20 protein-coding genes are annotated in these 21,042 nt (G+C 65.1%); 11 read left to right on the forward strand and 9 right to left on the reverse strand.

Annotation, left to right across the window (positions count from 1 at the left end; genetic code table 11):
• Positions 1-58: 58 nt before the first annotated feature.
• Entirely contained in the window at positions 59-658 is a 600-nt protein-coding gene (locus MBENS4_RS12500; RefSeq protein WP_039391097.1) for a cation diffusion facilitator family transporter, read from the reverse strand.
• Between the two features lie 37 nt (positions 659-695).
• A complete protein-coding gene (locus MBENS4_RS12505; protein ID WP_039391099.1) occupies positions 696-1,484 on the reverse strand; it encodes a CmcJ/NvfI family oxidoreductase in 789 nt (262 codons plus the stop codon).
• Positions 1,485-1,727: 243 nt separating this feature from the next.
• Here MBENS4_RS12505 and MBENS4_RS12510 point away from each other — a divergent pair, with 243 nt between their 5' ends.
• The 6 genes from MBENS4_RS12510 (at position 1,728) to MBENS4_RS12535 (ending at position 9,772) form a co-directional block, all read left to right on the forward strand.
• A complete protein-coding gene (locus tag MBENS4_RS12510; protein ID WP_039391100.1) occupies positions 1,728-4,118 on the forward strand; it encodes a TonB-dependent receptor in 2,391 nt (796 codons plus the stop codon).
• Between the two features lie 88 nt (positions 4,119-4,206).
• The gene (locus tag MBENS4_RS12515) at positions 4,207-4,974 is read left to right on the forward strand and encodes a glutathione S-transferase family protein (RefSeq protein ID WP_039391102.1); all 768 of its coding nucleotides are present in this window, start codon (positions 4,207-4,209) and stop codon (positions 4,972-4,974) included.
• A complete protein-coding gene (locus MBENS4_RS12520) occupies positions 4,974-5,771 on the forward strand; it encodes a glutathione S-transferase family protein (protein WP_039391104.1) in 798 nt (265 codons plus the stop codon). Before MBENS4_RS12515 ends, MBENS4_RS12520 begins: the two co-directional genes overlap by 1 nt.
• Positions 5,772-5,953: 182 nt before the next feature.
• Positions 5,954-8,131, forward strand: coding sequence for a PQQ-dependent dehydrogenase, methanol/ethanol family (locus tag MBENS4_RS12525; RefSeq protein ID WP_199904414.1), 2,178 nt, complete (start codon positions 5,954-5,956; stop codon positions 8,129-8,131).
• Positions 8,128-9,003 carry an amidohydrolase family protein gene (locus tag MBENS4_RS12530; protein ID WP_039391107.1) on the forward strand — a complete coding sequence of 292 codons (876 nt, stop codon included), beginning with the start codon at positions 8,128-8,130 and terminating at the stop codon, positions 9,001-9,003. The genes MBENS4_RS12525 and MBENS4_RS12530 overlap by 4 nt, the downstream gene beginning before the upstream one ends.
• A gap of 22 nt (positions 9,004-9,025) precedes the next feature.
• Positions 9,026-9,772: an SDR family NAD(P)-dependent oxidoreductase gene (locus tag MBENS4_RS12535; RefSeq protein ID WP_039391109.1), complete on the forward strand. Its 747-nt coding sequence runs from the start codon at positions 9,026-9,028 to the stop codon at positions 9,770-9,772.
• Between the two features lie 137 nt (positions 9,773-9,909).
• Here the strand turns inward: MBENS4_RS12535 and MBENS4_RS12540 are convergent, their stop codons facing one another.
• The 3 genes from MBENS4_RS12540 to MBENS4_RS12550 are packed head-to-tail and all read right to left on the reverse strand — an operon-like array spanning position 9,910 to position 12,189.
• Positions 9,910-10,347: a VOC family protein gene (locus MBENS4_RS12540; RefSeq protein ID WP_052322247.1), complete on the reverse strand. Its 438-nt coding sequence runs from the start codon at positions 10,345-10,347 to the stop codon at positions 9,910-9,912.
• A complete protein-coding gene (locus MBENS4_RS12545) occupies positions 10,344-11,255 on the reverse strand; it encodes an SDR family oxidoreductase (protein ID WP_039391111.1) in 912 nt (303 codons plus the stop codon). Before MBENS4_RS12545 ends, MBENS4_RS12540 begins: the two co-directional genes overlap by 4 nt.
• Before the next feature lie 46 nt (positions 11,256-11,301).
• Complete coding sequence (locus MBENS4_RS12550) at positions 11,302-12,189, reverse strand: BKACE family enzyme (RefSeq protein ID WP_084592069.1); 888 nt, start codon at positions 12,187-12,189, stop codon at positions 11,302-11,304.
• 156 nt (positions 12,190-12,345) lie between these two features.
• Here MBENS4_RS12550 and MBENS4_RS12555 point away from each other — a divergent pair, with 156 nt between their 5' ends.
• On the forward strand, positions 12,346-13,182 hold the full coding sequence (locus MBENS4_RS12555; protein WP_039391115.1) for a helix-turn-helix transcriptional regulator: 837 nt from the start codon (positions 12,346-12,348) through the stop codon (positions 13,180-13,182).
• Here the strand turns inward: MBENS4_RS12555 and MBENS4_RS12560 are convergent.
• From MBENS4_RS12560 to MBENS4_RS12575, 4 genes are all read right to left on the reverse strand, one after another.
• Positions 13,157-14,620 carry an MFS transporter gene (locus tag MBENS4_RS12560; RefSeq protein ID WP_052322248.1) on the reverse strand — a complete coding sequence of 488 codons (1,464 nt, stop codon included), beginning with the start codon at positions 14,618-14,620 and terminating at the stop codon, positions 13,157-13,159. The genes MBENS4_RS12555 and MBENS4_RS12560 overlap by 26 nt on opposite strands.
• Positions 14,621-14,674: 54 nt before the next feature.
• Positions 14,675-15,544, reverse strand: a complete 870-nt coding sequence (locus tag MBENS4_RS12565; protein ID WP_039391117.1) for a CmcJ/NvfI family oxidoreductase — start codon at positions 15,542-15,544, stop codon at positions 14,675-14,677.
• 97 nt (positions 15,545-15,641) lie between these two features.
• Positions 15,642-16,079 (reverse strand): acyl-CoA thioesterase, encoded by a 438-nt coding sequence (locus MBENS4_RS12570; RefSeq protein ID WP_039391119.1) that lies wholly within the window; start codon positions 16,077-16,079, stop codon positions 15,642-15,644.
• A 3-nt stretch (positions 16,080-16,082) separates the two neighbouring features.
• Entirely contained in the window at positions 16,083-16,763 is a 681-nt protein-coding gene (locus MBENS4_RS12575; protein WP_039391121.1) for a glutathione S-transferase family protein, read from the reverse strand.
• 267 nt (positions 16,764-17,030) lie between these two features.
• Between MBENS4_RS12575 and MBENS4_RS12580 the strand changes: the two genes are divergently transcribed.
• The 4 genes from MBENS4_RS12580 to MBENS4_RS12595 are packed head-to-tail and all read left to right on the forward strand — an operon-like array spanning position 17,031 to position 20,979.
• Entirely contained in the window at positions 17,031-17,801 is a 771-nt protein-coding gene (locus MBENS4_RS12580; protein ID WP_039391123.1) for a glutathione S-transferase family protein, read from the forward strand.
• Positions 17,802-17,811: 10 nt separating this feature from the next.
• Positions 17,812-18,630, forward strand: a complete 819-nt coding sequence (locus MBENS4_RS12585; RefSeq protein ID WP_039391125.1) for a beta-etherase — start codon at positions 17,812-17,814, stop codon at positions 18,628-18,630.
• A gap of 10 nt (positions 18,631-18,640) precedes the next feature.
• Positions 18,641-19,492: a glutathione S-transferase family protein gene (locus MBENS4_RS12590; protein WP_239026547.1), complete on the forward strand. Its 852-nt coding sequence runs from the start codon at positions 18,641-18,643 to the stop codon at positions 19,490-19,492.
• 50 nt (positions 19,493-19,542) lie between these two features.
• Entirely contained in the window at positions 19,543-20,979 is a 1,437-nt protein-coding gene (locus MBENS4_RS12595; protein ID WP_039391126.1) for an aldehyde dehydrogenase family protein, read from the forward strand.
• Positions 20,980-21,042 lie beyond the last annotated feature (63 nt).

Below are 21,042 nucleotides of genomic sequence, written 5' to 3' on the forward strand. Positions count from 1 at the left end.
GGCCGCCCGGATTTCGATCCGGGCGGCCTTTTTCTTTTGTGCGCAGCAGATGCGGCCATCAGGGCTTCGCGTCTCTCGCTTCGCGCAGGATCTCGAAGGCTTCCTTGATGACATAGACGCCGATGGCCAAGCCGACGGCAAGATCGAAGGCGACGATGCCGGTCGCCCAGACTAGCGCGCCCGAAACAAGGACGGCGGCGTTGGCGATGACGTCGGCGCGGGTGAAGATCCAGGCGGCGCGCATGTGGACTTCGGCGCTGCGCTGGCGTGCAAGCAGGCGCAGGACATAGGTGTTCACCGCCAGGGCCATGAGGCCGATTGCCATCATCCACAGGCCGCCCGGCTCGGCGCCCGCAAAGGCCCGGCGCACGGTTTCGAGCACCACGCCTACGCCGACGAGAAAGAGGAGGGCGCCGCTCCACGTCGCCGCGCCCTTCTTGAAGCGGGCGCTGCGGGTGAGGGCGAGGAGTGCGACGGCATAGACCGAGGCGTCGGTGGCCATGTCGAGGCCATCGGCGAGCAGGCTCGCCGAATCGGCGTGGAGACCTGCAGCGGTCTCGACCACGAACATGACCGCGTTTAGCCCCAGCGCCACGACGAGGGCGCGGCGCTGGGAGGTGGTTTCGAGGCCCGTCGGGCGGCATCCGCAATCGCTCATCCAGGCAGGGTAGCGCGGGGGCTGCGCGCAGCCAAGCTCAGGCCCAGTAGGCGATGAAGCGCAGTTCCACCGAGCTGCGAGGCCGCGTGCCGGGCGGGGCAAGCGGGTTGTCGAAGGCGACATGGGGCACGCAGGTTGCCGCCTCGGCATCGCTGTCGAAGGTCTTGAAGAGAAGCGCCTCGCCCGGCTGCATGTCGGGGAACCAGACCCATTCGTGCTGGGGCGCGTGGGCCAGGACGAAACTTTCCATGGTCCACAGGTCCTCGCCGTCCCGGTCGAATACGGCGTCGGCCAGGATGAGGTCCTCGCGCGCGAACGAGCGGGCATCGCACAGCGCCAGCGGCACGTCCTGCGGCGGGGGCGAGGTGACGCACCACAGGTTGTAGTGCGCGCTGCGGCGATAGTGGCCGAGGTCGTTCGGGCAGGAGCGTATGGAGAAGGCGAGGGCGGTGGTGTCCGAGACGTCGACATGGGCAAAACGCGCGGGGCGTGAGTTGTCGAGCTGGCCTGAAAGGTCCGAGCGTTCGCCGAAGCGGTGGACCGGAGGGGCGGTTGCCACCACGCGGTCAGCGCCGCACAGATCGCGGATCAGCGCGCAGGCGGCGTCGGTTGCAGGCTCGAGATGGCCACTGGTACCGGGTGACATAACAACCGAGACAATTTGGTACCCATTGCAATCCAGCGTGGATTCGCGCGTGCGGCCATCGTCGATCGTCATGGATTCGGGGGCTATGCGAACGGTGTCGCGGGTGTGGTCGTTGGCCCGGTAGAGCATGCGTTCTGCGTTCCGGGCGGCATAGTTGATGGTGCCTACAAGTTGGGTCATCCCTCTCAAGTCCTTCTTTGATTGTTATTTTTTGCGATTTCTTTGGTGCTTGTGTGGGTCTTGCGCGGTTTCCCTATAGGTGATCTGGGCAACTGTATCTCTTTCAAAAAAGTCGCCTCCGAGCCTCTCTGGGCTTGCCTTCCACATATTGTATGCCATACAAACAACATGTCGCACAACGCGACGGCATGAAAGGCGCACGGAGACGCATAATCCCCGGCGCTGGTTCAGGAGAGGGCCAATATGCAGATCACTTCCAGATCAGGGCTGCGCTGTGCGTTGCTCGCAACCGCTTCGGCGGCCACGCTTTTCACAGCTACCGGCGCGCGGGCGCAGGACACCGCGGAGACGACTTCGGAGCCGCAGCAGCAGACCACCAATGATGCCGCCATGCGCGAGATCATCGTGACCGCGCAGTTCCGCTCGCAGAAACTGCAGGACACGCCGCTTTCGATCACCGCAGTCGACGCCGCGCTCCTTGAAGCGCGCAACCAGACCGATCTTTCGCAGGTCGCCGGTCAGGCACCGAACGTGCAACTGACCGAAATGGGCGGCGCTTTCGGCTCCTCGATGGCTGTCTATATCCGCGGCATCGGCCAGTACGACTTCAACCCCGCCTACGAGCCGGGCGTGGGCATGTACATCGACGATGTCTACTACGCGACGCTGACCGGCAACATCATGGACCTGCTCGACCTGGAGCGTGTCGAGATTCTGCGCGGGCCGCAGGGCACTCTGACCGGCCGCAACTCGATCGGCGGCGCGATCAAGATGTTCTCGGTCAAGCCCGAGCCCGGAAGCAGCGGCAAGGTGGACGTGGTCTACGGTGCGCGTGAACGCATCGACCTTCGCGCCAGCATGAACTTCGCGCTGACCGACAACCTTTATGCGCGTGTCGCGGGTGTCTACAAGCACCAGAACGGCTACGTCGACCAGCTCGACTATGGCTGCGTGAACCCGGACAACGAACTGGGCATCACCGGAAATCCCTCAACCCCGGCCAACTGCGTCGTCGACAAACTGGGCGAGCGCAACTACGCAGGCGTGCGCGGATCGCTGCGCTTCAACCCGACCGACAGCTTCGACTGGATCGTGACCGGTGACTACACCTGGGAGAACCGCACAGCGGCCGCCGGTGTCATCACCGAGAACAACACTGACCTGACCGGCGCGGACTTCCGCTGCGGCAAGTTCTGCACGTACGCCAGCTGGTACCTGCCCGCCGGCGGCCAGGCGGGCCAGGCCTACTACATGCCCAACTCGGTCAAGTTCTGGGGCTGGGGCGTGTCGAGCGACATGTCGGTGAACCTTTCGGACTCGATCAACGTCAAGTCGATCACCGCCTACCGCGAATACCAGCAGACCTATGGCACGGACGACGATTACACGCCCAACCCGAACATCGGCGGCGGCGGTTTCAACGACCTGACCTTCCGCTTCTTCAGCCAGGAACTGCGCGTCAACGCGGAATTGGGTGACTTCGCCGATCTTACCGTGGGCGGCTACTACAGCGACCAGAAGTCGGTCTACTTCACCCGCCAGGACATCCGCTACATCGGCATGGGCAATCCGGCGCTGTTCCTGCAGTTCCAGGGCGACGACCCGGTCCGCGCCGACAGCAAGGCGGTGTTCGGGACCGTCATCGTGCACCCGACGCCCAACCTCAACGTCACGGGCGGCCTTCGCTACACCAAGGAGCACAAGGACTACACCTTCGTGCGCAAGGCCTGGGACGGCGGCCCGCTGGTCGACATCTTCGGCGTGGGGGCGCTCGATGGCACTGTCGCCGTCTACGATGGCGACCGGATCGACTACCGCATCTCGGTCGACTACCGCTTCAGCGACGAGGTCCTCGCCTACGCCACGGTCAGCACGGGCTTCAAGGGCGGCGGCGTAACCGCGCGTCCCTTTACCCAGTCCCAGGCCGTCAACGGCACCTTCGATCCCGAAACGCTGACTGCCTATGAAGTGGGTGTAAAGACCGACCTCCTTGGCCGTACGCTGCGCATGAACCTGTCGGGTTTCTACAACGATTACAAGAACATGCAGCTGCCAATCGCGGACTGCGCCATCCTCGACGGTTTCCCGCCGGGTGAGGATCCGTTCCCCTGCGCGGCCATCAGCAACGCGGGCGACGGCGAAATGTACGGCGTCGAGTTCGAACTCCAGGCGAGCCCGATCTACGGCCTCGACATCGACGCCACCGTCAGCTGGATCGAAGGCAATTGGAAGCGTATCGGCCCCATGGTCGGCAACAACATCCGCCTCGAGGATCCGCTCACCACGCCCAACTGGCGCGGTAGCTTCGGCATCCAGTACCGCGGCGAACTGGGCGACAATGCAGGCACGATCACGCCCCGCTTCGACATCGCCTACACCGGCAAGCAGGGCATGGGCCGCCTTCCGGGCAGCAGTGAGCTGGACTTCAACCCGGCCCGCGCCATCGCCAATGCGCGTCTGACCTGGCGCAACGCGGACGAGGACCTGGCGATCTCGTTCGAGGTCCAGAACCTCTTCGACAAGTACTACTATCTGCCGATCCGCTTCGCCGCGCTCTACGCCAGCGCCGGCACGACCTACTCCAACGTGGGCCGTCCGCGCGAGTGGGCCTTCACCGTGCAGAAGAAGTTCTGACGATCCGCACCCCTCGCGGCGGGACAGGTCCCTGGACGTGTCCCGCCGCACCCATTTCAAGACGATAGACGCACGGGGGAGAGACGCGATGGCCGAGGTCACGCTTTACCACTGGGAGCCCAACGCCAACTCGGGCAAGCCGATGCTGGCGCTGATGGAAAAGGGCGTTCCTTTCGACAGCCACTACATCGACATGCTGAACTTCGATCAGCACCGTCCGGAATATCTGGCGATCAACCCGCAAGGAACGATCCCGGCGATGACCCACGGCGACAAGGTCCTCGTCGAGAGCACCGCGATCATGGAATACGTGAACGAGTGCTTCGAGGGCCCCGATCTGATGCCCTCTGATGCGCGTGATCGTTGGCGCGTGCGCTGGTGGATGAAGTTCATGGACCAGTGGCTCGCCCCCAGCTTCTCGATGATCGGCTGGTCGGTTTTCATCGGCCCGGTCGTCCGCCAGCGCGACCCGGCCGAACTCGAAGCCGCGATCGAGCGCATTCCCATGCCCGAACGCCGCGTCTCCTGGCGCAAGGCCATCTACGGGACGTTCTCCGAGGCCGAGATCGCCGAGAGCCAGCGCCGGGTGGCGATGGGCATCGCGATGCTGGAGAAGGAACTGGGCAAGCGCGAATGGCTTGGCAGCGACAGCTATTCGCTTGCCGATATCAACGGCTTCAACCTCGCCTACGCCATTCCGCTGAGCCAGCCCGAGCTCTCGAACGACGAGCTGACCCCCAATCTCCTGCGCTGGCTGCGCGCGATCTATGCGCGCAAGGCGGTGAAGGACTGCTGGGCGCTGGGGCGCACCGACATGGTGAAGCGCGTGACCATTCTCGAACAGGAGCGCATCTGATGGCGACGATCCTCTATCACGGTGAGCCCAACGGGCCCTCGCTGGCGGTGCTCGCCGCCATGGCCGAGACAGGCGCCGACACGGCACTCGATATCGCGTGTCATGCCATCGATCTTCTGGGCGGCAAGCGGCATACGCTGCCCGGTGTCACCGAGCCGCTCGCCCGCGACATGGGCGTGGAAGGCGAGGGACCTGTCCTCGTGATCGACGGAGAGGCGATGACCGAATCCGTCTTTCTGGCCCAGTTCTTCGACGAGGTCGGGGGCGGCACCTCGCTCCAGCCCGAAGATGCCTATGCGCACTGGGAAATGATGATGTGGTGCCGCCAGATCACCGAGCGGCTGTCCCCCGCGGCCTCCCTGCTGGGCAATCTGGCCACCTCGCACCAGCGTCTCGAGGCGCTGAGCGAGGATGCCTTCGCCGCCCAGGTGGAGCCCATCGTGAGCGCCGACCTCAAGGTGCGCTGGGATCTGGTGCGCGACGGCGAAGCCGACGACGCGCAGCTCAAGGACTGCGAGGCCAAGGTCATGCAGGCCGTCGAACGCTGCGAAAAGCAGCTTGCCGATGGCCGGGATTGGCTGATGGGCGCGCTGACCATTGCCGACTTCGAGACCTTCGCCTGGCTGGTCGGCATGGAGCCGATCGTTCCCGAAGCCTTCAAGGGCAAGAGCGAAACCCAGGCCTGGATGAAGCGTGTGAAGGCGCGCCCGAGCGTTCAGGCGGCACTTGCCAGGGCAACCACGGACGCCCCCGAGCGCAGTTGGGCGCCCGGGCCCGAAATCAACCGCTGGGGCTGAGCTTCGGCACCAACGACGATTGAGAGAGGTCCCGGGCCACACCTGCCGGAACAAGGCGGGGGGCTTAGGGCCAAACGAGAGGATTGGGTTTTTACATGATCAGGCTGACGGGCGCGCAGGGAAATTCGCAAGCAAGGCAGGTGCGCGTTCGGGGCCGGCGAGGCTGGCTGGCCGGGCTTGCGATGTCCGGCGCCCTGATCCTCGCCGGTTGCACGGCAAGTGCGGACGGCAGTGGCGAAGCTGGCGTCGATGGACAGCTCATCGCACAGGGCGTGGACAGCGAGTGGCTGAGTTACGGGCGCACCTACGATGAGCAGCGCTACTCCCCGCTCGACCAGATCAATCGGGAGACCGTGGGCAAGCTGGGGCTGGCCTGGTCGCAGGACCTCGACACCTCGCGCGGGCAGGAGTCGACCCCGCTCGTCATTGACGGGGTGATCTACATCACCACCGCCTGGTCCAAGGTGCGCGCCTATGATGCGAAGACAGGCAAGCAGCTGTGGGGTTACGACCCCGAGGTGCCCGGCTCGGCGGGCGTGAAGGGATGCTGCGACGTCGTCAACCGCGGTCTCGCGGCCTGGGGGGGCAAGCTGTACCTGGGCACCTTCGACGGGCGCCTTGTTGCGCTCGACCGCAAGACCGGCAAGCCGCTGTGGATCAAGGAGACGGTCGATCCCACCAAGCCCTACACCATCACCGGCGCGCCGCGCGTGGTGAAGGGCAAGGTCGTGATCGGCAATGGCGGCGCCGAAATGGGCGTGCGCGGCTACGTGACGGCCTATGATGCCGAGACCGGCGAGCAGGCCTGGCGCTTCTACACGGTGCCCGATGCACCGGGGAAGAACGAGGCCAAGTACCTCAAGGACGCGGAAAAGACCTGGCACGGTGAATATTGGGCCGAGGGAGGCGGTGGTACGGCCTGGGATTCGATGGCCTACGATCCCGAGCTTGACCTCCTGTACATCGGTGTCGGCAACGGTTCCCCCTGGAACCAGGGCATTCGTTCGGAAGGCAAGGGGGACAACCTCTACCTCTCCTCGATTGTCGCGGTCCGCCCCGAGACCGGCGAATACGTCTGGCACTTCCAGACGACGCCGGGCGAGACCTGGGACTTCACCGCGACGCAGAGCATCATCCTCGCCGACCTCGAAATCGAGGGCAAGCCGCGCAAGGTGCTGATGCAGGCGCCCAAGAACGGCTTCTTCTACGTGATCGACCGCGAGACGGGCCAGTTCATCTCGGGCAAGAACTTCGTGCCGGTGAACTGGGCCACGGGTCTCGATCCCAAGACGGGCCGTCCGATCGAGAACCCCGAGGCGCGCTACTACAAGACGGGCAAGATGTTCATCGGATCGCCGGGGGCTGGCGGCGCGCACTCGTGGCACCCGATGGCTTACAGCCCCAAGGACAAGCTGGTCTACATTCCCGCCCAGCTCGCCTCCTTGCCGTATTTCCCCGACAAGGACTGGAAGGCCAAGCCCAAGGGCTTCAACACCGGCGTCGACATGTCGGCAGGCGCGATGCCGGCCGATCCGGCGGTGCGCAAGGCGGCGGCCGATGCCACCAAGGGCGAATTGATTGCCTGGGACCCGGTCGCGCAGAAGGCGCGCTGGAAGGTCACGTTGCCCAGCGTCAACAACGGCGGCGTACTGGCGACAGGCGGCGGCCTTGTCTTCCAGGGCAACATGAAAAGCAATCTCGTTGCCTATGCGTCGGACACGGGCAAGGAGCTGTGGTCCTATCCGGTCCAGACCGGGGTTGTCGCGCCCCCGATCACCTACGAGATCGACGGCACGCAGTACGTGGCTCTGGTCGCGGGCTGGGGCGGGATCTGGGCGCTGGCGCCGGGCATCCTTTCGCAGGATGGCGGGCCGGTGCGCAATGTGAGCCGCCTGCTCGTCTTCAAGCTCGATGGCAAGGCGAAGCTTTCGGAGCCGCTGACGCTCGATGAACTGCCGCTCGACCCGCCGCCGTTCGCCGGGACCAAGGAGCAGGTCGCGCGCGGTGGCTACCGCTTCGGACGCTTCTGCTCCACCTGCCACGGCGATGCGGCCATCGGCGGCGGCGTGCTGCCCGACCTTCGTCGCTCGGGCTTCATCCAGGACCATGACGCCTTCCAGCAAGTGGTCCATGACGGGGCGCTTGAGGACCTGGGCATGGTCAGCTTCGCCGACACTCTGAAGCCGGAGGAAGTGGAGGACGTGCGCCAGTACATCATCCACCGCGCCAACGAGGACAAGGCGCTCGAGGCCAAGTCGGGCAAGGCGCCCAAGGCCGCGCCCAGTGTTCCGGCCAGCGAGGCCACCAAAGCGGCGGCGCAGATCGTGAAAGACCAGCAGGCGACGGGCCGCCGTCCGTGACGTTCGACCTCGCGCGGCTTGCCGCCATCGACGTTCACGTGCACGCCGAGGTATCTTGCCACGATCCGGAGGACCCGGTGATGGCGCAGTTCTTCGATGCGGCGTCGGCCTATTTCAAGGCGCCGCGCGAACGACCCAAGATGCCCGAGATCGCACAGATCTACCGGGAGCAGAACATCGCCTTCTGCCTCTTCACGGTCGATTGCGAGAGCGGAGTGGGGGCAAAGCGGGTTTCGAACTACGAGGTGGCTGAGTTTGCCGCAGCGAATTCCGACGTGTGCATTCCCTTCGCCTCGATCGATCCGCGAAAAGGGAGGTTGGGCGCGCGCGAGGCCCGCGATCTTATCGAGAACCACGGCGTGCGCGGCTTCAAGTTCCACGCCATCATGCAGGACTGCCACCCGGCCGACCGCGTGGGCTATCCCATCTACGAAGTCATCGCCGAGTATGGTCTGCCTGCGATCTTCCACACCGGCCATTCAGGCATGGGCACCGGCATGCGCGGGGGCGGGGGGCTGCGCCTGAAATATGGGCGCCCGATGCTGGTCGACGATGTCGCGGTGGACTTCCCCGACATGAAGATCATTCTGGCCCATCCCAGCTGGCCCTGGGTGGATGAGAGCCTCTCGATGGCGCTCCACAAGGAGAACGTCTTCATCGACCTCTCGGGCTGGAGCCCCAGGTACTTCCCGCCACAGATCGTGCGCTACGCAAACGGGCAGCTCAAACACAAGATGATGTTCGGCTCCGATTTCCCGCTGATCCGCCCGGACAAGTGGATCGAGGCGGCCAAGGGCATCGGCTTCAAGGACGAGGTCATGCCGGGCATCATGAAGGACAACGCGGCGCGGGTTCTGGGGCTCGCGGGCTGAGACGGCAAAAAAGGCAGGGCTCATGGATTTTACCGGCAAGCACATCATCGTTACCGGCGCGTCGAGCGGGATCGGCGCGGCCACGGCAAGGGCCATCGCCGCGCGCGGCGGGGCGGTCACGCTGATGGCGCGCCGGGCCGAACGGCTGGAGGCTCTGGCCGCCGAGCTGGGCGAGGGCGCGCGCTGGTTCGCGGTCGACGTCAGTGATGGAGCCGCGCAGGCGGCCGCGCTGGATGCCGCCGTGGAGGCGGGCGGGCCGATTGACGGCCTGTTTCTCAATGCCGGAACGGGTGGTTCCTTCGCGGCCGTGGAGGACTATGGTGAGGAGGCGTTCGCGCAGGTTCTCAACGTCAACCTGACGGCCCCCTATCGCGCCATCGCGCAGGTGCTGCCGGGGATGAAAGCACGCGGACGCGGCGCGATCCTGGTGACGGGCAGCCTTGCGAGCGAGCGCGGAATGGCGAACAACGTCGCGTACGTGGCTTCCAAGCACGCGGTGCTGGGGCTTGCGCGCGCGGTCGCGCTCGAAGCGGCCCCCCACGGCGTTCGCTGCAATTGCGTGGTGCCCGGTTTCATCGATACCGAGATGTTTGCCGCGCTCCCGCCCGACGCGCTGGAGCAAATCACCGCGCGCGTGCCGCAGGGGCGCACGGGAAGCGCCGAGGAATTGGGCGCGGTGGCCGCGTTCCTGCTCTCGGACGCGGCCTCGCACGTGACCGGGCAGAGCCTTGCGGTCGATGGCGGGGTGCTGGGTACACTTTCTGTTTAAGGAAGGCAGAAGAATGAAACCGAGGGCCATCGCCCTCGGGCTCCCAAACCTGTCGAGCTAACCTCTAACAAAGAGCGGCGAGGTCAACCATTCCGGGGTCAAGGGGCGATGGCCTTGAATCAGTCGCTTGTCTCTCTTCAATCCTCGAAGAAGTTGAGCTCCAGCAGCACTCCGTCGGGATCGTGGACGAAGATCTGGCGCAGGCCGATCGACTGGATCAGGTTGCTCTCATAGGTGAGCCCCCGGTCTTCCAGGCGATCGCGGATGTCGTCGAAGCCTTCGCAGCGCAGCGCAATGTGGTGCAGCGCGCCGGTCGGGCCTTTCGCCATGTCGCGGTCCATCGCGCGCGGCGCGGATTTCGCGTTGAGATGGATGATCGGCCGCTCCTCGTGATCGTAGATCCAGCGCGCGGTTTCGCGGGTGAGCGGGGCGGGCGCAGGGCACGATTCCAGCGAAAGCACATCGCGGTAGAAGGCTTCCGAACGGTCGAGGTCCGCGGCAACCACGCAGAAGTGGTCGAGGGCGACGACGCGGGCTCGCACCCGCGTCTCGAACTGGAGGAAGGGACTGTTCATGCCGTCTTTTCCTCCTCCTTGGCCTCGCCGCCCGGTACGCCGTGCGCCACGCGCCGGTCGTAGTCGGGATCGTCCTCGGGATTGGCGAGGGCGGCCATGACGCGCGCGTGGATGTCTTCCAGCGGCTTGCGGAATTCCGGATAGGCGAGAACGTAAAGCTGGTTCTCCTCCACGGCCTTCAGGACGTGGTTCGCCAGCGTCTCGGGCTCCATGCCGCATTCGATCACGTTCTTGAGATGCGCGAACATCTCCGGCCCGGCCTGGTAGTAGCCGGTGTCCGCCAGATGCTTGGGGCGGGTCAGCAGCGCTTCGTGAATGTTGGTGTTGACCGCGCCCGGGCACAGCAGCGACACGCCGATGCCATGCTCTTCCAGATCGAGGGCCAGAGTCTCGGTCAGCCCGCGCACCGCCATCTTGGTGGTGCAGTAGATGCCCGTGCCCTTGAGCGCCACGAAGGCCGACATCGAGGCGGTGTTGACCACGTGGCCGCCGTTGCCGCGCTCGATCATGCGCGGCACGAAGGTGCGCACGCCGTTGATCACACCGCGCAGGTTGACGTCGATCTGCCAGTCCCAGTCGTCGTAAGTGGCATCCTGGATCGCGCCGAAGTGCGAGACCCCGGCGGTGTTGAACAGCAGTTCGACGGGCCCCAGCTTCGCTTCCACCTCGTCGGCGACCTTGGCGTAAGCCTCGCGGTCGGTGATGTCGAGTTTGACCGCCATCACCTCGTAGTTCGCGCCCTTGGCGTTCTCGGCCTCGAACCAGGCCATGGCCTCGTCGAGGTGATCCTGGCGGATGTCGGCAATGGCGACCTTGCAGCCAGCCCTGGCGAAAACCTTGGCCTGGCCGAGCGCCACGCCCGAACCGCCGCCAGTGATGAACGCGGTGCGTCCCTTTACCTGTGTCATGTCCTCTCCACTCCCTCTTTATTCTCTCAGATGGTGACAGACGCGCTCAGGCGTAGGCGTGGTTCGCCAGGCCCAGCAGGTCGCGCGTCTCGCCCGCGCTCGAGACCTCGGCGCCCATGCGGTCGACGAGGTCGACGGCCCAGCGCACGTGGGCGGCGTTGTCGGGGGCAAGCTGGCCCTTGCGCAGCCAGATCGTGTCCTCGAAGCCGACGCGGACATGCCCGCCCAGAAGCACCGACTGTGCGGCCATCGGGTAGGAATGGCGGCTGACGCCAAAGCCGGTGAAGGCCGCGCCGCGCGGGATCTGGTTGGCCGCGTACATCATCGCTTCGGGGGTGGCGGGCAGGCCGTACTTGGTACCCAGCACGAAGGAGAAGGGGACATTCCTGGGGATCGCGCCCTTGGCCATGAGGTCGTCGGCAAAGACGAAGTCACCGGCTTCGAAGCATTCGATCTCGGGCATGACGCCGGCATCCTGGATCATGTGGCCCATGCGCGTGATCATCGGGTCGAGGTTGATCGCGACGCCGCCCCACAGCTGCATGGTGCAGATGTCGAGGGTGCACATGTCGGGCTTGAGATCGAGGATGTGTTCGAGGCGCCGCTCGGCGGTGAACATCAGCGTGCCTTCGCCGCACACCTTGGGATCTTCCTCGCTCTGCATCCAGGTGCAGCCGGGTCCGGTGGTCACGTTGAGGATGACCTCGCGGTTCTTCTCGCGAATCAGGCCCACGACCTCGCGGTAGTCGTCGAGCGCCTGCGAGGGTTCGCCGGTCTTCCCGTCACGCACGTGGACGTGAATGATCGAGGCACCTGCCTCGGCGGCGGCGAGGGCTTCGGCGGCGACATGGTCGGGGCGGAACGGGAAGTTGGGGTGGTCCGGCATGGGCGAACTGCCGGTAACCGCACACGTAATGTAGACCTTCTTGGCCAATTTGGATCTCCTCTCACCTTGCATGCCCGTTTGATTTCGGGTTCACTCTGGCAAAACTACAAGATCGAGGCTGGCGGAATAGTTCAGCACATATCCTATCACGCCCGGTAACAGGTACCGGAAGTGACAGGTCGGAGAGAGAGAAGGGGAAGAGAGATGTCCCATCGCGAGGAACTTTCGCGATTCCTGAAATCGGCCCGGGCCCGGCTGACACCGTCCGAAGTGGGCCTTCCCGAAGGCGAGCGACGCCGTGCAAAGGGTCTGCGGCGTGAGGAAGTGGCCGCGCTCGCGGGCATGAGCGTCACCTGGTACACCTGGTTCGAACAGGGCCGTGAGATCCAGCTGTCCGCGCCCATGATCGAGCGACTGGGACGCACCTTGCGGCTTTCCGATACCGAGCGTGACTACCTGTTCGGCCTTGCTCAGCATCGCCCGCCGCCGCTCGCCTCCAGGCTGGACGAGGACATTCGTCCGGCGACGCGTCACCTGCTCGATACCCTCGGCATGCCCGCGCTGGTGATTGTTGCGGACTGGACCGTGGTTGGCTGGAACCGGATGGTGACGGCAGCCTTTCGTGACTACGCGGACATGCCGCGCGGCGAGCGCAACCTGTTCAAGATCCTGATGCTGGGCGAACGCTACCAGCGCCATCCGGAAAGCTTCCGTGCGATGGCCTCGCGCCTGACCGCGCGGTTGAAATGGGACTACAGCCAGGCTGGCACGCCCGAGGCATTTGACGAACTCATCGCGGAAATGACCGAGAAGTCGGAACATTTCCGCGAGTTCTGGGAGTGCAGCGCGATCCAGGCCCACTTCGGCGGCGAGAACAACGCGCGCGTGCCCGAAGTGGGCAAGATCTCCTTCACGCACAGCTCCTATGGCATCGAGGAGGCCCCCGGCCAGCGCCTGATCCTCTTTGCACCCAAGGGTGAGGAAGACGCCCGCAAGCTGGAAAAGCTGCGCGAACTCAGGCCCGAACTGGTGGCTCTGTAACGTCCGGAGCGGTGCCGGTGACCTTGGCTCCGGCATCGGCAGGAAGGCGCAGGAACAGAAAGACCGACAACGTTCCGATTCCCGAAAGCGCAAGCAGTGCGACGCGGTAGGGCAGGGGATCGGAGGCAAGCCCGTCGCCGAGCGGAAGGTTGAGGAACAGCGCGCCGAGCGAAATACCCGCGGCAGCCGAAAGCGCGTTGCCAATGGCGTTGAGGACATTGGCGCCGGGCAGTTCGTCAGCCTCGACATCCGCAAAAGCGAGGCTGACCATGCCGGTGAAGGGGACCGAACGGGCCATTCCGATGAGGAACATGGCCAGCGCCATCAGCCAAACCGGCATCGCGACCGTAAACGCGGCGACCGAGGCGCTCGCCGCCATCATCATCGCGGTACCCACGACAAGGCCGCTGCGAAAGCCGACGCGGCGCAGGATGCGACTGATGAAGGGTTTGACGGCAAGATCACCCAGGTTGTTGGCGAGGAGCAATACACCGGCCATTCCCGGTGACAGCCCGAAAGCCAGCTGGAAATAGAGCGGCAGGACCAGCGCGAGGCCCATGTGGGGAATGCGCATGAGCATGCCCGGGCCATAGGAAATCGCGCGGAAGGTCTGGTGGCGCAGCGCGTCGAGCGGGACCAGTCCGTGGCGCATACGGCGCAGCCAGCGGTAGGCCATGACGGCAAGCACGCTGCCTGTACCCATCAGGATGAGGGGCACCGTGGGCGCATCGGGGTGGGCGCCGAGCCGGTCCAACCCATAGATGAGAAGTGAGAGCGCGGAGGCTATGAGCACGAAGCCCACCGCATCGAAACGCAGCCGCTGGGGCGCAAGACGCGGGAGCAGGCGCCGGGCCAGCAGCGCGCCGACCAGCGTGAGCGGCAGGTTGATGAGAAAGATCGAGGGCCAACCAAAAGCCTCTGTCAGGAACCCGCCGAGCGGCGGCCCGATGACCGGCGCGATGAGCGCGGGCGTGGTGCTGATCGCGAGCATCTCGACAAGGCGGTGCTTGGGTGTGATGCGCAGCAGGACGAGGTTGCCGACTGGGGTCATGAGGCTGGAGCACAGCGCCTGGAAGGCGCGCGCGGCGACGAAGAAGCCCAGTGTCGGGCTCTGCGAGCACAAGAGCGAAGCGACCCCAAAGCCGAGCACCGAGACGGTGAGCACGCGCCGGGGCCCGAGGCGCAGCGCGACCCAGCTGCTCAGAGGCAGGAACGCGGTCGAGACCATGAGGTAGGCGGTGATGCCGATGCCCAGTTCGCTCGCCGCAACGCCAAAGTCGCGCGCCATGTCGGGAAGCGCGGTCGCGATGACCGTCGCCTCGAGGATCGAGAGAAACATGACGAAAGCGACAAGGATGGCGGCCGCACGCGGGTCGGCGTGCGGCGCATCCCTGCTGGGTGCCTCGGGTGCGCGGCGGGTGTCCGCTGGCGCGCTCATATATGCCTCCGAAGGCGGATGGGCCCCGGAATGTGGTCGGCTCGCGTCAGGGGATCAGCCCTTCTTCTCGAAATAGGCGATGGCCCGGAATTCGTAGCTGCGCCGCACATTTGCGTCAGGGCGCGTGGTGTCGTGGAAGGCGGTGTGCGGGCTGCGCCAGGCGCGCGCGTGGTCGGAATCGTGGAACTTGATGAAGATGACCTCATCGCGGGTCATGTCCGGATAGTACCACCAGCGGTGCCCGGGGCTGTACTTGAAGATCGTCGCGGCGAGCAGCTTTTCCTCGTCGGGAATCGGCGCGAAGAGATCGGCGCCGGTCGGGATCTCGTCGACATCGACCTTGTAGTTGGAGATGCTGTCGTCCTCGCCGATCGAGGGGCCTTCGCACAGCGCGAGCGGCCAGTCCTGCGGGGCCGGCGAGAAGGTGCGCCAGAGACTGAAGCACACGAAGCGCTCGTAGCCCGGACCATCGGGGCGCATCTGGTCGTAGAAGACCTTGGCGATGGCGTTGGCGGTGGGCGTGTTGAAGTCGACGTGCGCTTCGGCCGCGGGAGGCTGTACGCCAGCGGCACCTACGACGGGGGAACGCAACTGGCCGCCCATGGGGTGGATGAAGTCGCAGCCCGTCAGGCGTTTGGCGACCTCTTCGACTTCGGCCGGATAGATCGCCTTGAGCGTATCGGCATCGGCAAAGTCGGTCACCTTGGTGGGGTGCTCGGCCAGGCAGAAGCCGTGTTCGTCGAGGGTGGGGGCCGTCTCGCGCAGGCGCGCGTTGCGGATCGTTGCGGGGTAGAAGTCGTAGACCCCGGTGTTGTACTCCGCGCCCGGCGCCCAGAAGCGGCGGTTGATGCGCGAGGTCGGCACCAGGTACTTGATCTCGGTGTCGATGGCCGCACCGGGGCGCGACAGGGTGGCACTGTCCATGGTTGTCCTCTCCTCCATGCTGGATGGGGCGCCTGCCGGATCTTGTTGTCGTGTCCTGTGCAGGCGCCTTGGTGCGGCCCTCGGGCTTGCCGGCGGTCTACCCGGACGCGAAGCGCGCGCGCACGTCGTCGGGCACGCGTGCGGCCTTGAGCGGGCCGCTGCCGTCCTTCTCACGGATCGTCCAGACGCGCTTCTCGGTTCCTTCGACGCAGAGCGCATCGCCAAGGCGGATGCGGTGCGCGATGGTGAAACTGGAGTTGCCGAAGACGGGGGCATCGGCCTCGATGGTGACCACGTCGCCGTAGCTGGCAGGCTTCAGGAAGCGGGCCGACAGGTCCACCAGCGGGAAACCGGCAACGCCCATCTCGCGCAGCATATCGCGCTTTTTGGGAAGGCCTGCCGCTTCGAACAGCAGCACCGAACTCTCGGCGAACATGTCCATGTAGCGCGGGGCAAAGACGATGCCGGCCGGATCGCACTGGCCCCACTCGATGCGGTACTCGCGGCTGAGGAAGGGGGGGGTAGGTGTGCTCATCGTTCAGGCCAGGATGTTCTTGCCCTGGCGGGTCGTCTTCTCGGCCATCTCGTCCGCCTTGGGCGGTTCGGGCAAGAGCAGGCCGCGCTGGACGGCCGGGCGCTCACCGATGGTCTCGAACCAGCGTTGCAGGTGGGGCAGCCCCTCCATGTCGATGCAGGCCCAGTCATGCCCGCGCACCCACGGGAAGCAGGCGATGTCGGCGATCGAATAGTCGCCCGCGAGGAATTCGTTGTCGGCGAGGTGCGTGTCCATCACTTCGAAGAGGCGGCGGCTCTCGCGCGTGTAGCGGTCGATGACCTCGGGCAGCCTGGGCTCGAAGTAGCGGTTGAAGACGGTCGCCTGTCCCATCATGGGGCCGAGGCCCGACATCTGCCACATCACCCACTGGATCGCGCGGCTGCGGCCCATCGTGTCGGCTGGCAGGAAACGGCCGAACTTCTCGGCAAGGTAGATCAGGATCGCACCCGATTCGAACACCGCAAAACCGCCGTTCCCGGCATCGACCTCATGGTCGATCAGTGTGGGGATACGCCCGTTGGGATTGCGGGCGAGATACCAGTCTTCCTTCTGCTCGCGGTTGGTCAGCGAGATCGGACGCAACGTGTAGTTCGCGTCCAGCTCCTCGAGCATGATGGTGGTTTTCCAGCCATTCGGTGTTTCCGAAGTCCACAGTTCCAGCACGTCTCTCTCCCATGGCGCCGTGTGCGTGATTCGCCTTCAGGGTGCGCCATTCGTGGCACGAACGAAAGCAGAGGCGATGCTCGCGGGCAAGAAGAGTGCAAACAGTAGTATTGGAAGTGACAGTTAGGGCGTGCGAACCGATCTGCGGCTGCAAACAGTTGGCTATTGTAATAGTATCGCTGCTGGGCTTCCCCCCGGCCGCGCGGCGACGCACTCTGCCATTCGAGAGATCCGCAAGGACACAAATGGAGAGGATACGCCCACGCGATGTTGACGCTGTACAGCTTTGGCCCCGGAGCCAATTCGCTTAAGCCCCTGCTGGCCCTTTACGAGAAAGGCCTCGAATTTACGCCGCGCTTCGTCGATCCGACCAAGTTCGAGCATCACGAGGAATGGTTCAAGAAGATCAACCCGCGCGGCCAGGTTCCCGCGCTCGATCACGATGGCAACGTCATCACCGAATCGACGGTGATTTGCGAATACCTCGAAGACGCCTTCCCCGATGCGCCCCGGCTGCGTCCCACCGACCCTGTGCAGATCGCCGAGATGCGGGTCTGGACCAAGTGGGTGGACGAATACTTCTGCTGGTGCGTCTCCACCATCGGCTGGGAGCGCGGCATCGGTCCGATGGCCCGTGCCCTGTCGGACGAGGAGTTCGAGGAAAAGGTCAAACGCATCCCGATCCCTGAGCAGCAGGCCAAGTGGCGCAGCGCCCGCGCCGGCTTCCCCAAGGAGGTTCTGGACGAGGAAATGCGCAAGATCCGCGTCTCGATCGACCGTCTCGAAAAGCGCCTTTCCGAAAGCACCTGGCTGGCGGGCGAGGACTATACGCTTGCCGACATCTGCAACTTCGCCATCGCCAACGGCATGGAGAAGGGCTTTGATGACATCGTCAATACGGCCGCTACGCCCAACCTCGTCGCCTGGATCGAACGCATCAACGCGCGTCCCGCCTGCATCGAGATGTTCGCCAAGTCCAAGAGCGAGTTCGCCGCGCGCAAGCCCTTCGCCAAGAGCGAAGAGCAGGCACAGGCCTGAGGAGCGCGGCATGGCCAAGGACAACCGCATAACGCTTTACGATCTGCAGCTTGCCTCGGGCTGCACGATCAGCCCCTTCGTGTGGCGCACCAAGTACGCGCTGGCGCACAAGGGCTTCGACATGGATATCGTGCCGGGCGGCTTTACCGGCATTGCCGAGCGCACGGGCGGGCGTTCCGAACGTGCGCCAGTGATCGTCGACGATGGCAAGTGGGTGCTCGACAGCTGGAAGATCGCCGAATACCTCGATGAGACTTATCCCGATCGCCCGATGCTGTTCGAGGGCCCTTCCATGAAGGTGCTCACCAAGTTCCTCGACGCCTGGCTATGGAAGACGATCATCGCGCCGTGGTTCCGCTGCTACATCCTCGACTACCATGATCTGTCGTTGCCGCAGGACCATGCCTACGTGCGCGAATCGCGCGAGACGATGTTCCTGGGCGGGCAGAAGCTGGAGGATGTGCAGGCGGGCCGCGAGGATCGGCTTCCGCACGTGCCGCCGTTGCTGGAGCCGCTGCGCCAGCTGCTGCGCGATACGCCCTGGCTGGGCGGTGCGACACCCAACTACGCGGACTACACCGCGCTCGCCATCTTCCTGTGGACCGGCTCTGTGTGCACCACGCCGCCGCTCACCGAGGATGACCCGTTACGCGACTGGCTCGACCGCGGCTTCGACCTTTACGGCGGGCTGGGGCGTCATCCGGGCATGCACACGCTGTTCGGCCTGAAGCTGCGCGAGGGCGATCCAGAGCCTTTCGACCGCACCGGCCTTGGCATCGAGCCCGCGCCGGTCAACCAGGGCTCGGCCGAGCCGGCTACGGCGAGCTGAGGGGGCGCACATGGCATGGGACGATGAACCCGAAGGCGGCGCTTTGCGCATGTACCAGATCCCGGGCTGCCCGTTCTCGGAGCGGGTGGAGTTGTTGCTCGATCTCAAGGGGCTGGGCGATGTCCTCGTCGACCACGAGATCGACATTTCCAAACCGCGCCCGGACTGGCTCCTGAAGAAGACGCGGGGGACGACTTCGCTTCCCGCGCTGGAGCTGGAGAACGGGGAGACCTTGAAGGAGAGCATGGTCATCATGCGCTACATCGAGGACCGCTTCCCCGAAGTTCCGGTCGCGCGCCAGGATCCCTACGAGCACGCCCTCGAGGCGATGCTGTGCGCGACCGATGGCGCCTACACCGGGGCGGGCTATCGCATGATCCTGAACCGGGACAAGGCCAGGCGCGAGGAATTGAAGGCCGAAGTCGATGCGCAGTACGCCCGGCTCGACGATTTCCTGCGGCACTACAGCCCGGATGGGGTCTACCTGTTCGACCGTTTCGGCTGGGCCGAAGTGGCCTTTGCGCCGATGTTCAAGCGGCTGTGGTTCCTCGAATACTACGAGGACTACGAGGTGCCGCAGAACCTGACGCGGGTGCTTCTGTGGCGCGAGGCGACACTGGCCGAACCTGTCGTGCAGGCGCGCCACGGCCACCGCGAGCTGATGACGCTCTACTACGACTACACCCAGGGCGGTGGAAACGGACGTCTGCCCGAAGGGCGCAGCGTCTCCAGCTTCACCCTCGATCCGCCGTGGCGCGCGCGGCCCATGCCGCCGCGTGACAAGTGGGGGCAGGGCGCCAGCGATGCCGAGCTCGGGCTGATCCCGGGCATTACCGTCCGTTCGGACACGGTGCCCGCCTGAGCGCACTGACCGGACACCGAACACCTATTTGTGAGAGCAGGAAGCCGACAATGAAGAGCTATCTCCAGAACTACATCGATGGAAAGTGGGTCGACAGCACCGGGGGCGTGAAGCACACCGTCATCAACCCGGCGACCGAAGGCCCGGCGAGCGAGATCGTGCTGGGCACCAGCGCGGATGTCGATGCGGCGGTCAGCGCCGCGCGCGCGGCTTTTGAAACCTTCAGCCAGACCACGCGCGAGGAGCGCATGGAACTGCTGGGCAAGGTGATCGAGGCTTACAAGGCCCGCATCCCCGACATTGCCGAAGCCATTGCCGTGGAAATGGGCTGCCCGATCTCCACCGCCTCGACCGCACAGGCGGGCTCGGGCCTGGGGCACCTTGCCCAGGCCCTTGCCGCGCTTGAGAAGTTCGAGTTCTCCGAGCAGGTGGGCGACAACGTCGTGGTGCGTGAGCCCATCGGCGTGGTCGGCCTCATCACCCCGTGGAACTGGCCGATGAACCAGATCGTCGCCAAGGTGGGCCCGTGCCTGGCCGCGGGCTGCACGATGATCCTCAAGCCGTCCGAGGAAGCGCCGAGCTCTGCCGCAATCTTCGCCGAGGTACTGGAAGCTGCTGGCGTTCCCGCCGGTGTCTTCAACCTCGTCCAGGGCGATGGTCCGGGCGTTGGGACCGCTCTTGCCGCGCATCCGGGCATCGACATGATCAGCTTCACCGGCTCCACCCGGGCGGGCATCATGGTCGCCAAGAACGCGGCCGACACGGTCAAGCGCGTGGCGCAGGAACTGGGCGGCAAGTCGCCCAACATCATCCTAGAAGGCACGCCGCTCGACAAGGCGCTGCCCGGCGGCGTGGGTGGTGTACTCCTGAACTCGGGCCAGTCCTGTGTGGCCCCGACCCGCATGCTTGTCCATGTCTCGCAGCATGACGAGGCTGCGGCGGAAGTGGGCAAGATGTTCGCGGAAAAGCCCGTGGGCGATCCCATGAGCGAAGGCCCGCACATCGGCCCGGTCGTCAACAAGGCCCAGTGGGAGAAGATCCAGGGCCTGATCCAGAAGGGCATCGACGAAGGCGCGACGCTGGTCACGGGTGGTACCGGCCGCCCGGAGGGCTTCGAGCATGGCTTCTACGTGAAGCCCACGGTGTTCTCGAACGTGACGCCCGACATGGCCATCGCGCAGGAAGAGATCTTCGGCCCGGTCCTGGTGATCATGCCCTACAAGGACGAGGACGATGCGGTGCGCATCGCCAACGACACGCCCTACGGCCTTGGTGCCTACATCGCGGGCGATCCGGCCAAGGCGAGCAAGTTGGTCGGCAAACTGCGCGCTGGCGCGGTCTTCGTTAACGCAGGCGGCCTGGTCATGGACATGCCGTTCGGCGGCTACAAGCAGTCGGGCAATGGCCGTGAATTCGGCAAGTTCGGGCTGGAGGAATTCCTCGAGGTCAAGGCGGTGATCGGCACCTACGTGCCCGAGAACGCCTGATCCTTTCTGATCTTCGACACCTCCCGAAGGTGACTTCGCCCCCGGATGCCTCGCGCATCCGGG

It is taken from the genome of Novosphingobium sp. MBES04, from assembly GCF_000813185.1.
Taxonomy (GTDB): Bacteria; Pseudomonadota; Alphaproteobacteria; order Sphingomonadales; family Sphingomonadaceae; genus Novosphingobium; species Novosphingobium decolorationis.

Bases quoted from the DNA above. Each gene is read 5' to 3' on its own strand.
- MBENS4_RS12520 (WP_039391104.1), top strand. From the start codon at position 4,974: ATGGCGACGATCCTCTATCACGGTGAGCCCAACGGGCCCTCGCTGGCG.
- MBENS4_RS12525 (WP_199904414.1), top strand. From the start codon at position 5,954: ATGTCCGGCGCCCTGATCCTCGCCGGTTGCACGGCAAGTGCGGACGGC.
- MBENS4_RS12565 (WP_039391117.1), bottom strand. From the start codon at position 15,544: ATGGACAGTGCCACCCTGTCGCGCCCCGGTGCGGCCATCGACACCGAG.
- MBENS4_RS12570 (WP_039391119.1), bottom strand. From the start codon at position 16,079: ATGAGCACACCTACCCCCCCCTTCCTCAGCCGCGAGTACCGCATCGAG.
- MBENS4_RS12585 (WP_039391125.1), top strand. From the start codon at position 17,812: ATGGCCAAGGACAACCGCATAACGCTTTACGATCTGCAGCTTGCCTCG.
- MBENS4_RS12595 (WP_039391126.1), top strand. From the start codon at position 19,543: ATGAAGAGCTATCTCCAGAACTACATCGATGGAAAGTGGGTCGACAGC.
- MBENS4_RS12580 (WP_039391123.1), top strand. From the start codon at position 17,031: ATGTTGACGCTGTACAGCTTTGGCCCCGGAGCCAATTCGCTTAAGCCC.
- MBENS4_RS12500 (WP_039391097.1), bottom strand. From the start codon at position 658: ATGAGCGATTGCGGATGCCGCCCGACGGGCCTCGAAACCACCTCCCAG.
- MBENS4_RS12555 (WP_039391115.1), top strand. From the start codon at position 12,346: ATGTCCCATCGCGAGGAACTTTCGCGATTCCTGAAATCGGCCCGGGCC.
- MBENS4_RS12510 (WP_039391100.1), top strand. From the start codon at position 1,728: ATGCAGATCACTTCCAGATCAGGGCTGCGCTGTGCGTTGCTCGCAACC.
- MBENS4_RS12535 (WP_039391109.1), top strand. From the start codon at position 9,026: ATGGATTTTACCGGCAAGCACATCATCGTTACCGGCGCGTCGAGCGGG.
- MBENS4_RS12560 (WP_052322248.1), bottom strand. From the start codon at position 14,620: ATGAGCGCGCCAGCGGACACCCGCCGCGCACCCGAGGCACCCAGCAGG.
- MBENS4_RS12540 (WP_052322247.1), bottom strand. From the start codon at position 10,347: ATGAACAGTCCCTTCCTCCAGTTCGAGACGCGGGTGCGAGCCCGCGTC.
- MBENS4_RS12590 (WP_239026547.1), top strand. From the start codon at position 18,641: ATGGCATGGGACGATGAACCCGAAGGCGGCGCTTTGCGCATGTACCAG.
- MBENS4_RS12515 (WP_039391102.1), top strand. From the start codon at position 4,207: ATGGCCGAGGTCACGCTTTACCACTGGGAGCCCAACGCCAACTCGGGC.
- MBENS4_RS12505 (WP_039391099.1), bottom strand. From the start codon at position 1,484: ATGACCCAACTTGTAGGCACCATCAACTATGCCGCCCGGAACGCAGAA.
- MBENS4_RS12545 (WP_039391111.1), bottom strand. From the start codon at position 11,255: ATGACACAGGTAAAGGGACGCACCGCGTTCATCACTGGCGGCGGTTCG.